Annotated in this window: 11 protein-coding genes, 1 pseudogene and 1 other annotated feature; of the genes and pseudogenes, 6 read left to right on the forward strand and 6 right to left on the reverse strand. The window is 56.5% G+C overall.

Features of this window, described 5'->3' with window-relative positions; translation table 11 throughout:
• Together trpD and AC6I8P_RS08970 are read right to left on the reverse strand one after the other, a co-directional pair.
• A pseudogene (trpD, locus tag AC6I8P_RS08965) lies at positions 1 to 1,594 on the reverse strand (bifunctional anthranilate synthase glutamate amidotransferase component TrpG/anthranilate phosphoribosyltransferase TrpD).
• Positions 1,594 to 3,156, reverse strand: coding sequence for an anthranilate synthase component 1 (locus tag AC6I8P_RS08970; protein ID WP_031280219.1), 1,563 nt, complete (start codon positions 3,154 to 3,156; stop codon positions 1,594 to 1,596). Before AC6I8P_RS08970 ends, trpD begins: the two are co-directional and overlap by 1 nt.
• Before the next feature lie 23 nt (positions 3,157 to 3,179).
• Positions 3,180 to 3,284 (reverse strand) — a sequence feature (Trp leader region).
• Between the two features lie 155 nt (positions 3,285 to 3,439).
• Here AC6I8P_RS08970 and rnm point away from each other — a divergent pair.
• A complete protein-coding gene (rnm, locus tag AC6I8P_RS08975) occupies positions 3,440 to 4,324 on the forward strand; it encodes an RNase RNM (RefSeq protein ID WP_088517175.1) in 885 nt (294 codons plus the stop codon).
• Between the two features lie 12 nt (positions 4,325 to 4,336).
• Positions 4,337 to 4,957, forward strand: coding sequence for an L-threonylcarbamoyladenylate synthase (locus AC6I8P_RS08980; protein WP_021510107.1), 621 nt, complete (start codon positions 4,337 to 4,339; stop codon positions 4,955 to 4,957).
• On the opposite strand, the gene AC6I8P_RS08985 is transcribed toward AC6I8P_RS08980, so the two are convergent.
• Positions 4,958 to 5,614, reverse strand: a complete 657-nt coding sequence (locus tag AC6I8P_RS08985; protein ID WP_181444749.1) for a S1 family serine peptidase — start codon at positions 5,612 to 5,614, stop codon at positions 4,958 to 4,960. It lies immediately after the preceding gene.
• A gap of 818 nt (positions 5,615 to 6,432) precedes the next feature.
• On the opposite strand from AC6I8P_RS08985, the gene rluB reads away from it, so the two are divergent.
• On the forward strand, positions 6,433 to 7,311 hold the full coding sequence (rluB, locus tag AC6I8P_RS08990) for a 23S rRNA pseudouridine(2605) synthase RluB (protein WP_021510110.1): 879 nt from the start codon (positions 6,433 to 6,435) through the stop codon (positions 7,309 to 7,311).
• 33 nt (positions 7,312 to 7,344) lie between these two features.
• On the opposite strand, the gene cobO is transcribed toward rluB, so the two are convergent.
• Both cobO and AC6I8P_RS09000 read right to left on the reverse strand, forming a co-directional pair.
• Positions 7,345 to 7,932, reverse strand: a complete 588-nt coding sequence (cobO, locus tag AC6I8P_RS08995; RefSeq protein WP_159378128.1) for a cob(I)yrinic acid a,c-diamide adenosyltransferase — start codon at positions 7,930 to 7,932, stop codon at positions 7,345 to 7,347.
• Complete coding sequence (locus tag AC6I8P_RS09000; RefSeq protein ID WP_159378129.1) at positions 7,929 to 8,693, reverse strand: YciK family oxidoreductase; 765 nt, start codon at positions 8,691 to 8,693, stop codon at positions 7,929 to 7,931. The genes cobO and AC6I8P_RS09000 overlap by 4 nt, the downstream gene beginning before the upstream one ends.
• A gap of 174 nt (positions 8,694 to 8,867) precedes the next feature.
• On the opposite strand from AC6I8P_RS09000, the gene sohB reads away from it, so the two are divergent.
• Complete coding sequence (gene sohB, locus AC6I8P_RS09005; protein WP_498031127.1) at positions 8,868 to 9,914, forward strand: protease SohB; 1,047 nt, start codon at positions 8,868 to 8,870, stop codon at positions 9,912 to 9,914.
• A gap of 26 nt (positions 9,915 to 9,940) precedes the next feature.
• Here sohB and AC6I8P_RS09010 read toward each other — a convergent pair whose 3' ends face one another.
• The gene (locus tag AC6I8P_RS09010; protein WP_159378131.1) at positions 9,941 to 10,189 is read right to left on the reverse strand and encodes a YciN family protein; all 249 of its coding nucleotides are present in this window, start codon (positions 10,187 to 10,189) and stop codon (positions 9,941 to 9,943) included.
• A gap of 370 nt (positions 10,190 to 10,559) precedes the next feature.
• On the opposite strand from AC6I8P_RS09010, the gene topA reads away from it, so the two are divergent.
• Together topA and cysB are read left to right on the forward strand one after the other, a co-directional pair.
• Positions 10,560 to 13,157 (forward strand): type I DNA topoisomerase, encoded by a 2,598-nt coding sequence (gene topA / locus AC6I8P_RS09015; protein WP_498031128.1) that lies wholly within the window; start codon positions 10,560 to 10,562, stop codon positions 13,155 to 13,157.
• A gap of 191 nt (positions 13,158 to 13,348) precedes the next feature.
• Positions 13,349 to 14,323, forward strand: a complete 975-nt coding sequence (cysB, locus tag AC6I8P_RS09020) for an HTH-type transcriptional regulator CysB (protein WP_021510116.1) — start codon at positions 13,349 to 13,351, stop codon at positions 14,321 to 14,323.
• Positions 14,324 to 14,483 lie beyond the last annotated feature (160 nt).

Consider the following 14,483-nt stretch of genomic DNA (forward strand, 5'->3'; position numbering starts at 1 on the left):
TCATCCTCTCGCTGCCAGTGCCACAACGCGCTCGTACGCCTGACCGCTGCGAATGGCAGCCATGGCGCGCTCAGCGTTATCGCGCAAATCTTCATTTCCGAATACTTTCAGCAACATTGCGACATTTACCGCAACGGCCTGCTCGTGGGCGGGCTGGCCTTTACCCTGGAGCAAACGCGTCAGAATGTCACGGTTTTCTTCCGGTGTGCCGCCGGCCAGTGCCTCTTTCGGCTGGAAGCTGAAGCCAAAGTCTTCCGGCGTCAACTGGTAACTGGTGATCTCGCCGTCACGCAGCTCAGCGACCTGGGTCGCACTGTGCAGCGCCACTTCATCCATGCCGCCACCGTGCACCACGGCAGCACGCTTGTAGTCCAGCACTTTCAGCGTCTGGGCAATGGGCAGCACCAGTTCCGGACTGTAGACGCCAATCACCGCCAGCGGTGGGCGCGCCGGGTTGATCAGCGGACCCAGCACGTTAAACAGCGTGCGGGTTTTCAGCTGCTGGCGCACCGGCATCGCGTGGCGGAAACCGCTGTGATACTGCGGCGCAAACAGGAAGCAGACGTTGAGATCGTCCAGCGCCTGCCGTGCCTGCTGCGCCGGCATGTCGAGATTGATACCGAAAGCGGCCAGCAGATCGGAAGATCCGGATTTGCTGGAGACGCTGCGGTTGCCGTGCTTGGCCACTTTCAGCCCGCAGGTGGCGGCGACAAAGGCGCTGGCCGTTGAAATATTAATGCTGTTGCTGCCATCACCGCCGGTGCCAACGATATCGGCAAAAGTATAGTCCGGACGCGGGAACGGTCTGGCATCGGCCAGCAGCGCGGAGGCGGCACCGGCGATCTCTTCCGGGCGCTCGCCACGCACTTTCATGGAGATCAGCGCCGCTGCCAGCTGCGTCGGCTCCAGCTGTCCGGTAATAATCGCGCTGAACAGCTGGTGGCTCTCGGCCTGGCTCAGCGTTTGCGCCTGATACAGTTTTTCCAGAATAGTTTGCATCATCATCTCCCTGTTATTTCGCCAGCGCCCAGGCCAGTGTTTGCTCCAGCAGACGTGCGCCCTGCGTGGTGAGAATCGACTCAGGATGGAACTGGAATCCGCACACGCGGTCCGTTTCGTGACGCACCGCCATCACCATGCCGTTGTAGCTGGCGTTAACCGTCAGTTCCGCCGGCGTATTGCTGCCCACCAGCGAGTGGTAACGCGCCACCGGCAGCGGGTTGCTGAGGCCGGTAAACATCGCCTCGCCATCATGGGTAATGGCGGAGGCTTTGCCGTGCAGAATTTCGCCCGCCTGGCCGACGTGCCCGCCGTAAGCTTCGACGATGGCCTGATGGCCGAGACAGATACCAATGATCGGCAGCTGACCGCGCAGCGCCTGTAACAGCTGCGGCATGCAGCCGGCATCTTTCGGTGCGCCAGGGCCGGGTGAGAGCATCAGCACCGGGTTTTCCATCTGCTGCAGGCGCTCGATCAGCACTTCTGCCGGGACGTTGTTGCGGTAAATCACCACGTTGTGGCCAAAGGTACGCAGCTGATCAACGAGGTTGTAGGTAAAGGAGTCGATATTATCGAGCAGCAGGATATCGGCCATCAGAAAATCTCCTTGCAGTGATGGGCAGTAGCGATGGCGCGCAATACCGCGCGGGCTTTGTTGCGGCTCTCATCCGCTTCAGCCTGAGGCTGAGAATCCAGCACCACGCCGGCACCGGCCTGCACGGTGGCAACGCCACCTTCCACCCAGGCGGAGCGGATGACGATGCAGGTATCCAGGTCGCCGCTGGCGGTGAAGTAGCCGACCGCGCCGCCGTAGCTGCCGCGCCGCGTGCCTTCTTTTTCCGCAATCAGCTGCATCGCGCGCACTTTCGGTGCGCCACTCAGCGTGCCCATGTTCATGCAGGCGCGATAGGCGTGCAGCACATCAAGGTCGTTACGCAGCGTGCCTACCACGCGGGACACCAGGTGCATCACAAACGAGTAGCGGTCCACTTTGGTTAAATCCGCCACGTAACGGCTGCCGGGCACACAGATACGCGCCAGGTCGTTGCGCGCCAGATCCACCAGCATCAGGTGCTCAGCCAGCTCTTTATGATCGGTGCGCATTTCCAGTTCAATACGGCTGTCCAGGTCGCGATCCAGCGAGCCATCCGCATGGCGACCGCGCGGACGCGTACCGGCAATCGGATAGATTTCGATCTGGCGCGAGCTGGCGTCATACTTCAGCGAACTCTCCGGCGAAGCGCCGAACAGCGCAAAATCCTGATCCTGCATAAAGAACATGTAAGGGCTGGGGTTGCTGTTTTTCAGCGTATCGTAAGCCGCCAGCGGTGACGGGCACGGCAGCGAGAAGCGGCGCGATGGTACCACCTGGAAGATTTCGCCGATGCGAATGGCCTGCTGCAGTTCGCTTACCACGTTGCAGTAAGCTTCATCGCTCTGGCTGGTGCTCAGCGTCATCTGCTCGACGCGCTGCACCGGCAGCGCAGGTGCTGGCTGCGTCATCTGACCGTGCAGCTGTTCAATACGGCTCTGCAGACGCTGAAACTCGCTGGTGGACGGCGCAAACAGGCTGGCCTGCAGACGGGCGCTGCGCTGCTGGTGATCGATCACCAGTAACGTTTCGGCGAGGTAGAAACAGTAATCCGGGCAGCTTTGGTCATTGCGCAGCGGCGGCAGATCTTCAAATCCCGCCACCAGATCGTAGGCAAACAGGCCGCCCAGCAGCATGGCTTCACGTTCTTCGGCCGGGCTGTTAACCAGATGCGGAATCAGACGCAGCGCATCAAACACCGACAGCGCTTTCAGGCGGGAGTCTTCATCGTGCAGACCCTCAACCGGCGTGAAATGCAGCTCACGTCCGTCCGGGCGCACGGCGATGCGCACCTCGGGGGGCAGTGCTTCGTCCAGCAGCGGCAGCAGCGCGCGGCCGTTTTCCGACAGCGCCTGCAGGGTAACAACATTGCCCAGGGCGCTGATGCGCAGCGCGCTGTCGACAATCAGCAGGCTTTTCAGGTTCTGCTTGCTGTCGATATCGGCAGATTCAAGCAGCAGAGTTGCCGGACGTGCGCCGCATAATTGATGAAACACTGCGGCCGGATCTTCGCGGTAGGGCGCGGTACCGGTAATCAACTTCAATGTAGGTTTCGCATTAGCCATAATGGATTCTCTGAATTTCGCTCAAAAAAAAGCCCGCTCGGTGGCGGGCTCAGGTATCTGCACTGCGGTTACGCAAAATGTGCATGACGACGTCGCCCGTGAAAGGGATCATCGCGCCACCAACCATTAACATGCGTACCAATAAGAGCCATGATTAAATACCCGTTACGTGTGAACTTGTGTACTAGTTAACTGGTTCGGGTGAAAAAAGTCAATACCCTTTTTCAGTTACGGGCAAAATCGTTATCATGCCAGCCGGTTTATTGCAGTCGCTGGAGTGACCTTGTCAGATATCGCCCGTTTTCCACTTTATGATTTACACAGCCATACCCAGGCTTCTGACGGTTTGCTGACGCCGACCGCGCTGGTGCAGCGCGCCGTTGAGATGCACGTCGGCGTGCTGGCGATTACCGATCACGACAGCGTGGCGGGCGTTGCCGAAGCGCAGGCGGCGGTGCAGCAGCTTCAGCTACCGCTGCGGGTACTGGCCGGTGTGGAAGCGTCTACGCTGTGGGAAAATCACGAAATTCATATTGTCGGACTCAACGTTGATACGCAGCATCCGGCGTTAACTGCTTTTCTGGCGCAGCAGCACCAGTGCCGTATGGCACGTGCAGAACTGATTGCCGAACGGCTGGAGCGCGCGCGCATTCCTGACGCACTGGCCGGCGCTCAGCGTCTGGCGCAGGGCGGGGTGATTACCCGCGGGCATTTTGCCCGCTATCTGGTAGAGCTGGGCAAAGCCGATAACATGGCGCAGGTATTTAAAAACTATCTGGCGCGCGGCAAAACCGGCTACGTGCCACCACAATGGTGTACAATTAAACAAGCCATTGATGCTATTCATCATTCTGGTGGCGTGGCGGTACTGGCCCATCCTGCGCGCTACGGGCTGTCGGCCAAATGGCTGAAGCGACTGATTGCGCATTTTGCCGCAGAAGGCGGCGATGCGATGGAAGTGGCGCAGTGTCAGCAGGCACCGAATGAACGTACCCAGCTGGCGAGCTATGCGCGCGATAATCAGCTGGCGGCCTCGCAGGGGTCCGATTTTCACCAACCCTGTCCGTGGATTGAACTGGGGCGCAAGCTATGGCTGCCGGGCGGCGTGGAGCCGGTCTGGGAGCGTTTTCCCGCTTTAGCGCCGGTCAGATCGCACGTTGATGGGTGATATGAGGTTTTTATGAGTCAACTTTTTCACATTCATCCGGAAAATCCGCAGCCGCGTCTGGTTAATCAGGCGGTGGATTATCTCAACAAAGGCAGCGTTATTGTCTATCCGACCGATTCCGGCTACGCGCTGGGATGCCGTCTGGAAGAGAAGAATGCCATGGAACGCATCTGCCGCATTCGTCAGCTCGATGGTAACCATAACTTTACCCTGATGTGCCGCGATCTCTCTGAGCTGTCGACCTATTCGCAGGTGGATAACAGCGCGTTTCGCATTCTGAAAAACAATACGCCAGGCAATTACACCTTCATTCTGAAGGCCACCAAAGAAGTGCCGCGTCGTCTGATGAACGACAAACGTAAAACCATCGGCCTGCGCGTACCGTCAAACCCGGTGGCGCTGGCGCTGCTGGAACGCCTCAATGAGCCGATGATGTCGACCTCCCTGATGCTGCCAGGCAATGATTTCACTGAATCCGATCCGGAAGAGATCCAGCACAGCATCGGCAAGCTGGTGGATTTAATTATCGATGGCGGCACGCTGGGCCAGCAGCCAACCACCGTGATCGATCTCACCAGCGATGCGCCCGTCATCGTGCGTGAAGGGGCAGGCGATACCCGCCCGTTCCTGTGATTACGCCGGGCCAGGCGCTGTTTGTGGCGTCTGGCCGATGTTGGCTTCCAGCCAGCGTTTGAAATCGCCGTACGGAATGTACAGCGAGACATCTTTTAAGATGACTTTTTTGCTGCGTACGTTAGCAATTTCATGGCTGTAACCCACAATCACTCCGCTGATGGTCTGGTCGGCATTATAGACAGCGCCGCCTGACATCCCCTGAACGACACCGGCATCGGAAGCCATTGCCATACAGGGCTTTTTATTCCAGCGATTATTAATGGCGGTGCGCGCCAGATTAACGCCGCTCGACTCCACCGGCATCGCGGAAATAAAACTGTAGCCATACATTTTAATTGGCTCGCCCACCGCGCTGCTGCGGAATTTCGCCAGCGTATCCGGACTGTTTTTATGATAAATAATCGCGACGTCGCAATAGGGGTGATAAGCCTTCACGCGCTGCACGGCGGTTTTGGCCACGTGCGCGGCAGTCAGACTGTATTCCGGTGTTAACGGAATGGTTGTACCGAGGATGCCCAGACCCAGTACCGTCGGGATGCCGGTCACGCTCATATCCACGTGCTGCAGCGCCGTACGACTGTACTCAGTATGGCCCACGGAACAGCCGCTCAGTGCCAGCGCTGCAAGCGCCGGCCAAAGCAGGGAGGTTCTCATGATGGCGGTCTTCATTTAATGTCCGTCAGCAAAATCCCTGGTGAAGACTTTCGACAGACAAATTAAATTCAATCCGTGAAACGATTAGCGCGCCATTTCCCGAGCGCGCCGGATTATATTATCAGGCCAGCTGTACCATTATTTGTTAATGGCTTGTTGTTTGAAAGCTTATAAAAAGTAATTAAAATAATTTCTGATACTGCTTAGCCGAATTCAGGATTAAATTTTACACAGTTTTCGCGGCAGAACAATTCATCATATTTAATCTTTATCAAATAAAAGCGAAAATACAGACTTAATCCAACCTGCAGCGCCAATCTGCTGTATGGCTGGTGCTGCTGGCTGCAATAAGCTTTACTAACACCACTATTTAGTTCTTTGTGCTAATTTTGGTGTTTTACGCCGATTTTCTGTTTGCACATCTGCAGCCTGGCCGGGAACGCTGCGGGTAATAGACTGGTGAGCCTCTTTAATCTATTGCGGCACTAATCGGCGCGTCATTAAATAAATAAACGGTCTCAGGCAAAACAACGTAATTTCAGCGGGTTGCGCAGGCTATCATCACGCTCTTTACGCAAATCAATCAGAAATCTGAATCAATGACCTTGCTGCCCGCTTCAGCCTCCGGACCACAGGCGCTTTATTATCGGCAGAAAAGGAAAAGGTGTTAACGAAACTTTAGCTGGTGTAAAATCTCCGGCCGTCCGCGCTGGCACCTGGCGCGAAGCGGTCACAGATTCTGATACGGGACCTGGTAACGCCGGTATCTTACCTCTTCATTACCACGACGCCTGGGAAGGCGACAACGAGGCAGCTCCATGAGCGAGAAATTACAAAAAGTATTAGCGCGCGCCGGACACGGTTCGCGCCGTGAAATCGAAGCAATGATTTCAGCCGGACGCATCAGCGTCGATGGCAAACTGGCGACGCTGGGCGATCGCATCGAAAATGACAAAACCCTGAAAATCCGTATTGATGGCCATCTGGTATCGATTGCTGAATCGGCCACCGAGGTGTGTCGCGTACTGGCGTATTACAAACCGGAAGGTGAGCTGTGCACGCGCAACGATCCGGAAGGGCGCCCAACGGTATTTGATCGTCTGCCGCGCCTGCGCGGTTCACGCTGGATTGCCGTCGGCCGTCTGGACGTGAACACCTGCGGTCTGATGTTGTTCACCACCGACGGTGAGCTGGCCAACCGCCTGATGCACCCAAGCCGCGAAGTTGAGCGTGAATACGCAGTGCGCGTATTCGGTGAAGTGGATGACGAAAAAGTGCGTCAGCTGAGCAAGGGCGTGCAGCTGGAAGACGGTCCGGCAGCGTTCAAAACCATCAAATTCGCCGGCGGCGAAGGCATTAACCAGTGGTACAACGTCACCCTGACGGAAGGGCGTAACCGCGAGGTGCGTCGTCTGTGGGAAGCGGTTGGCGTGCAGGTAAGCCGTCTGATGCGCGTGCGCTACGGCGATATTCAGCTGCCAAAAGGTCTGCCGCGCGGCGGCTGGATGGAGATGGAACTGCCGGCGGTCAACTACCTGCGTAAGCTGGTGGGACTGCCGGAAGAGACGGTGACCAAAGTGGCGGTCGAGAAAGATCGTCGCCGCACCAAAGCGAACCAAATCCGCCGGGCGGTGAAACGCCATAGCGCGGTAAGCAATAACAGCCCGCGTCGCAACAACACCAAACGCGGTGCCTGATGCTCCCCGACGCCGCGCCTGCGGCGTCCGTTTTTACCAGTCGATTCCCTGCTGTGCCTGAATGCCGGCGTCAAACGCGTGTTTGACCGGACGCATCTCGCTGACGGTATCCGCCAGTTCCAGTAGCGTGCGGTGACAGCCGCGCCCGGTAATGATCACACTTTGCTGCGGCGGACGCTGCTGCAGTGCAGTGACCAGCTCATCCAGATCGAGATAATCCATACTCACCATGTAGGTGATTTCATCCAGTATCACCAGATCCAGCGACGTGTCTTGCAGCATGCGTCTGGCCTGTTGCCACACCTGCTGGCAGGCGGCCGTATCGCTGGCACGGTTTTGCGTCTCCCAGGTAAAGCCGGTGGCCATCACCTGAAACTCCACGCCGTGCTGCGCCAGCAGATTACGTTCACCATTGGGCCATTCGCCCTTAATAAACTGCACGGCAGCCACGTTTTTACCGTGGCCACAGGCGCGCAGCGCGGTGCCAAAAGCGGCGGTGGTTTTACCTTTGCCGTTGCCGGTAAACACCATCAGGATGCCGCGCGTTTCGGTGGCGGCGGCGATGCGGGCGTCAACCTGCTCTTTCAGCCGCTGCTGGCGTTGCTGGTGACGATCGCTCATGCGCTGGCCGGTCCCGGCTTGCGCCCCGGTTGTGCATCGTAGCTGATGCCGGTTTTACGGCGGCTGTCATCGCCCATCAGATAGAGGTAGAGCGGCATCAGGTCGGCCGGGGTTTTCAGCAGGCTGGCATTCTCCTCCGGGAAGGCGCTGGCGCGCATTTTGGTGCGCGTGCCGCCGGGATTGATGCAGTTCACCCGCAGATGGCGGTTTTTATACTCATCGGCCAGCACCTGCATCATGCCTTCGGTGGCGAATTTCGACACGGCATAGGCGCCCCAGCCCGCGCGGCCGGTGCGGCCCACGCTGGAGGTGGTGAACACCAGTGAACCGGCGTCGGATTTCAGCAGCAGCGGCAGCAGCGCCTGCGTTAAATAGAAGGTGGCGTCGAGGTTGATTTGCATCACCTGCTGCCAGACCGCCGGATCGAGTTCCGCCAGCGGCACGATTTCACCGAGAATGCCGGCGTTATGCAGCACGCCATCCAGCCGCGGCACCAGCGCGGCAACCTGTTGCGCCAGCTGCTGGCAGCTTTCCGGTGTGGCGTGCGCCAGATCCAGCAGCAGCGTAGCCGCGGGCTGTTTATTGAGCTGATTAATCGCCTCAGCGGTTTGCTGCAGCGTGGTGGCATTGCGGCCGAGCAGAATCACGCGCGCACCGTAGCGCGCATAGGTCAGGGCGGCTTCGCGGCCGATGCCGTTGGAAGCACCGGTCACAAGAATGATGCGATTGTCCAGCAGGTCGCTTTTCGGTTGATAATGCACAGCGATGTCCTTTGCAGGTCAGAGGGTTTTTTGGCTTTATGCCTCAATTTGGCGCAAGGTGCAATCGTCGCAACGCGCATTCTGTGCCGCCTGCCGGCATTTCAGGCGACGAATGGCATCAAAGCGGGTAAACTCAGGGTTTGACTGTAATTCACTGTTTATTAAGGCGGCAGAATGGATTTACTCTCCAGCTATGGATTATTTCTGGCCAAGGCCGTCACCGTCGTGGTGGCGATCGCAGCTATTGTACTGATTGTGCTCAATGCCGCGCTGCGTAAACGTCACAGCGGCGGTCAGCTGCGCTTAACCCATCTCGACGAAGCCTATCGTGAGATGAAAGAGGACCTGCAGCTGGCGAAGATGAAGCCGCAGGCGCAAAAAGTGTGGCTGAAGCAGCATAAGAAAGAAGAGAAACAGAAAGCCAAAGCCGAAAAGCGCAACGCCAAAGCCGGTGTGACTGAAGCGGCGAAGCCGACTCTCTATGTGCTGGAGTTCAAAGGCAGTATGGACGCCGGTGAAGTCAGCTCGCTGCGCGAAGAGATCTCCGCCGTGCTGGCGGTGGCGCAGCCGGGTGATGAAGTGCTGCTGCGGCTGGAAAGTCCCGGTGGCGTGGTGCACGGTTATGGCCTGGCCGCGTCGCAGCTACAACGTCTGCGTGATGCGGGGCTGCAGCTGACCGCGGTAGTGGATAAAGTTGCCGCCAGCGGTGGCTACATGATGGCCTGCGTTGCGGATCGCATCGTGGCGGCGCCGTTCTCCATCATTGGTTCCATCGGCGTGGTGGCGCAAATCCCTAACTTTAACCGGCTACTGAAGCGTAACGACATTGATGTGGAGCTGCACACTGCCGGCCAGTACAAGCGTACGCTGACGCTGTTTGGTGAGAATACCGAGGAAGGGCGGGAGAAATTTCAGGAAGACCTGAATGAAACCCATCAGCTGTTTAAAGATTTTGTGCATCAGATGCGTCCGGCGCTGGATCTGGACAAAGTGGCGACGGGCGAACACTGGTATGGCCGTCAGGCGCTGGATCTGGGGCTAATTGATGAGATTGGTACCAGCGATGCGCTGATCATTGCGCGTATGGACCGTTTTAGCGTGCTGGGCGTGCACTTCGCGCGCAAGAAAAAAATGATTGATCGCATGACCCACAGTGCCAGCGCGGCAGCCGAGCGGCTGATTCTGAAAATCTGGCAGCGCGGTGATAAACCGCTGTTGTGAACCAACCCGGCGCAGGCCGGGTTTTTTTATGCCAGGTGATACTGCGCGGAGAGCACCACGGCAAGGTGCTTAAACACGTTAAACACCGCCGTGGTTTTGGCAGTCGGCAACCCTTCATCGTCGAGGAACCACGGGCCGCGAAACACCAGAACCTCGCCCTGCTGAATCACCTCAGTGGCTTCCATCCCGGCAAAATATTCATCGTGCTGCTCAATGAGCTGATTAGCGATTTCCAGTAGCGCCTGGCGTGAAATGGATTCCGTTTCTGCTGACATTTTTCACCTCTTTTTTGACAGCGAATTTTCTCCTTCTATATTACTTGCCTGTCGGTGCGTTCAGCAAATCAGCGTTCGGTCAGAAAACTGGCGAGAAATTAAACAGAATGCTAATTAAGTTGCGTAACAGATTTTATCAGGTAGAGTGTGGGCGATTCAGCTTTCAGGGAGATCACACCAGGATGTGTGATACCGTCAGACGGAAAACTCGCTCTTAATCATCAAGTTGCAAATGCCGATGCAATCTGACCAGAGATTGTCCCCGCTGGCTTGAAAAGCAAAAAGTCAGCAGCAATATTGAACCCATTGGGTTTTGGGGCTGCCAATCCTCTCCCGTTTATCAGGACGTTTCAATTAGGTAAAGGTACATATGGGTAAAGCACTCGTCATCGTTGAGTCCCCGGCAAAGGCCAAAACAATCAATAAATACCTCGGTAATGACTACGTGGTGAAATCCAGCGTCGGTCATATCCGTGATTTGCCGACCAGTGGTTCAACGGCCCGTAAAAGTGCCGACGGGGAAAAGGCGAAAACCGGCAAGAAAGTAAAGAAAGATGAAAAGGCCGCGCTGGTTAATCGCATGGGCGTTGACCCGTGGCACGGCTGGGAAGCGGACTATCAGATTCTGCCCGGCAAGGAAAAAGTCGTCTCCGAACTGAAGAATCTGGCTGCCGATGCCGACCACATCTATCTCGCAACCGACCTTGACCGCGAAGGGGAAGCCATTGCGTGGCACCTGCGGGAAGTGATCGGCGGCGATGACAAACGCTTCAGCCGCGTGGTGTTTAACGAAATCACCAAAAATGCGATCCGTCAGGCTTTCGAGAAGCCGGGCGAACTGAATATTGAGCGCGTCAATGCGCAGCAGGCGCGTCGTTTTATGGACCGCGTGGTGGGCTATATGGTCTCGCCACTGCTGTGGAAAAAAATTGCCCGTGGCCTGTCGGCCGGACGCGTGCAGTCGGTTGCCGTGCGTCTGGTGGTGGAGCGCGAGCGCGAAATCAAAGCCTTCGTACCGGAAGAGTACTGGGAAATTGACGCCGATCTGTCAACGCCGAAAGGCGATGCGCTGGCGGTCAGGGTAACGCATCAGGGCGATAAAGCGTTCCGCCCGGTTAACCGCGAGCAAACCGAAGCGGCCGTGGCCATCCTGGAAAAGGCGCGTTACGCGGTTCTGGATCGTGAAGACAAGCCGACCAGCAGCAAACCGTCGGCGCCGTTTATCACCTCGACGCTGCAGCAGGCGGCGAGCACCCGCCTTGGTTTTGGCGTGAAAAAAACCATGATGATGGCGCAGCGTCTGTATGAAGCCGGTCACATCACCTATATGCGTACCGATTCCACCAACCTGAGTCAGGATGCGGTGGCGATGGCGCGTGGCTATGTGGAGAAAAAATTCGGCAAGAACTACCTGCCGGATGCGCCCAACACCTATGCCAGCAAAGAGAATTCACAGGAAGCGCACGAAGCGATTCGTCCTTCTGATGTCAACGTTGCCGCCGAGCAGTTGAAGGATATGGAAGCGGATGCGCAGAAGCTGTATCAGCTGATCTGGCGCCAGTTCGTGGCCTGCCAGATGGTGCCTGCGCAATATGATTCCACCACGCTGACCGTCGGCGCGGCAGATTTCAAACTGAAAGCGAAAGGGCGTACGCTACGTTTCGACGGCTGGACCAAAGTGATGCCCGCGCTGCGTAAAAATGATGAAGATTTGACGCTGCCGCCGGTGAACGTGGGCGACACGCTGGATCTGAAATCCCTGCTGCCGGGCCAGCACTTTACCAAGCCGCCGGCGCGCTTCAGCGAAGCTTCGCTGGTACGCGAGCTGGAGAAGCGTGGCATTGGCCGCCCGTCTACCTATGCTTCGATCATTTCCACCATTCAGGATCGCGGTTACGTGCGGGTGGAAAACCGCCGTTTCTACGCCGAGAAGATGGGTGAGATTGTTACCGATCGTTTGGAAGAGAACTTCCGTGAGCTAATGAATTATGATTTCACCGCGCACATGGAAGACAGTCTCGACCAGGTTGCGAATAACGAAGCGCAATGGAAAGCCGTGCTGGATTCATTCTTCAGTGATTTCAGCCAGCAGCTGGAGCAGGCGGAGAAAGATCCGGAAGAGGGCGGCATGCAGCCGAACCAGATGGTGCTGACCTCCATCGACTGCCCAACCTGTGGACGCAAAATGGGGATTCGCACCGCCAGCACCGGCGTGTTCCTCGGCTGTTCCGGTTATGCACTGCCGCCGAAAGAGCGCTGCAAGCAGACCATTAACCTGATCCCGGAAAACGAAGTGCTTAACGTGCTGGAAGGCGATGATGCCGAAACCAACGCGCTGCGCGCCCGTCGTCGCTGCCAGAAGTGCGGCACCGCGATGGACAGCTACCTGATCGACAACGGCCGTAAACTGCACGTCTGTGGTAATAACCCGGAGTGTGACGGTTATGAAATCGAGCAGGGTGAATTCCGTATTAAAGGTTATGACGGTCCGATTGTTGAGTGCGAAAAATGTGGCTCTGAGATGCACCTGAAGATGGGGCGTTTTGGTAAGTACATGGCCTGTACCAACGAGGAGTGTAAAAATACCCGTAAGATTCTGCGTAACGGCGAAGTCGCGCCGCCGAAAGAAGATCCGGTACCGCTGCCGGAGCTGCCGTGCGAAAAATCGGATGCGTATTTTGTGCTGCGTGACGGAGCTGCGGGCGTGTTCCTGGCCGCTAACACCTTCCCGAAATCGCGTGAAACCCGTGCGCCGCTGGTGGAAGAGCTGCAGCGCTTTGCTGACCGTCTTCCGGAGAAACTGAAATATCTGGCCGAAGCGCCGGCAGTGGATCCGGAAGGCAATAAAACGCTGGTGCGTTTTAGCCGTAAGACCAAACAGCAGTATGTTGCCTCAGAAAAAGAGGGCAAAGCGACTGGCTGGTCGGTTTTCTATATCGACGGTAAGTGGCAGGAAGCGAAGAAGTAATCCCCTGGAGGCCAGCGTTCGCTGGCCTTTTTCCCATCCTTATAGCTAATCGTTCTACATTCTTACGTTAACTGATATAGTAGTTATAGCTTATTGCATTTTGCTGACTCGCTTTCCCTCATTATTACGCCATCAGGGCGGATACACGCCTGCAGGGAATGCACCTCTGTCGCTATCGGGAAGATATAACTATGAAATTGCAGCAGTTGCGTTACATCGTTGAAGTCGTTAACCACAACCTCAATGTCTCCTCCACGGCAGAGGGGCTGTATACCTCGCAACCGGGCATCAGTAAGCAGGTGCGCATGCTGGAAGATGAGCTGGGCGTGCAGATTTTTGCCCGCAGCGGCAAACATCTGACGCAGGTGACGCCAGCGGGTGAAGAGATTATCCGTATTGCGCGCGAAGTTTTGTCCAAAGTGGATGCGATCAAATCGGTTGCCGGTGAACACACCTGGCCAGATAAAGGATCGCTGTACGTGGCCACGACCCACACTCAGGCGCGTTATGCACTGCCTGGCGTAATCAAAGGCTTTATCGAACGCTATCCGCGCGTTTCCCTGCATATGCATCAGGGCTCGCCCACACAAATTGCTGAGGCGGTCTCCAAAGGCAATGCCGATTTCGCCATTGCCACCGAAGCGCTGCATCTGTACGACGACTTAATTATGCTGCCGTGCTATCACTGGAACCGTGCCATTGTGGTCACGCCGGATCATCCGCTGGCGGGGAAATCCAATGTGTCGATTGAGGAGCTGGCTGATTTCCCGCTGGTGACTTACACCTTCGGTTTTACCGGCCGCTCAGAACTGGATACTGCGTTTAACCGTGCCGGTTTAACGCCGCGTATTGTTTTTACCGCAACCGATGCCGACGTGATCAAAACCTATGTGCGTTTAGGCCTGGGGGTTGGGGTGATTGCCAGCATGGCGGTGGACCCGGTTTCCGATCCGGATCTGGTGCGCATTGAAGCTTCAGAAATCTTCACCAATAGCACCACCAAGATTGGTTTCCGGCGCAGCACATTCCTGCGCAGCTATATGTATGATTTCATTCAGCGCTTCGCACCGCATCTGACGCGAGACGTGGTGGACGCCGCCGTGGCGCTGCGCTCAAACGAAGATATCGAAGCGATGTTCCGCGATATCAAGCTTCCTTTCAGGTAATCACCTAACTCATTATTTTTGCGGGATGTCCAGCGACTTCCCGCACACCTCCCGCCGCTTAGCACCAGCAGAACCTCAAAAAATTCCATTATTTTTTTGTAAATGAAACATGCGTCACATGTTTTTTCATTGTTATTTATTAAATGCGAATCAGTACACA

This window comes from gamma proteobacterium symbiont of Lampromicra miyakona (assembly GCF_059730895.1).

Coding starts and splice junctions, on each gene's coding strand:
- AC6I8P_RS08970 (WP_031280219.1), bottom strand. CDS start 3,156: ATGGCTAATGCGAAACCTACATTGAAGTTGATTACCGGTACCGCGCCC.
- AC6I8P_RS08980 (WP_021510107.1), top strand. CDS start 4,337: ATGAGTCAACTTTTTCACATTCATCCGGAAAATCCGCAGCCGCGTCTG.
- AC6I8P_RS08985 (WP_181444749.1), bottom strand. CDS start 5,614: ATGAGAACCTCCCTGCTTTGGCCGGCGCTTGCAGCGCTGGCACTGAGC.
- rluB (WP_021510110.1), top strand. CDS start 6,433: ATGAGCGAGAAATTACAAAAAGTATTAGCGCGCGCCGGACACGGTTCG.
- cobO (WP_159378128.1), bottom strand. CDS start 7,932: ATGAGCGATCGTCACCAGCAACGCCAGCAGCGGCTGAAAGAGCAGGTT.
- sohB (WP_498031127.1), top strand. CDS start 8,868: ATGGATTTACTCTCCAGCTATGGATTATTTCTGGCCAAGGCCGTCACC.
- AC6I8P_RS09010 (WP_159378131.1), bottom strand. CDS start 10,189: ATGTCAGCAGAAACGGAATCCATTTCACGCCAGGCGCTACTGGAAATC.
- topA (WP_498031128.1), top strand. CDS start 10,560: ATGGGTAAAGCACTCGTCATCGTTGAGTCCCCGGCAAAGGCCAAAACA.
- cysB (WP_021510116.1), top strand. CDS start 13,349: ATGAAATTGCAGCAGTTGCGTTACATCGTTGAAGTCGTTAACCACAAC.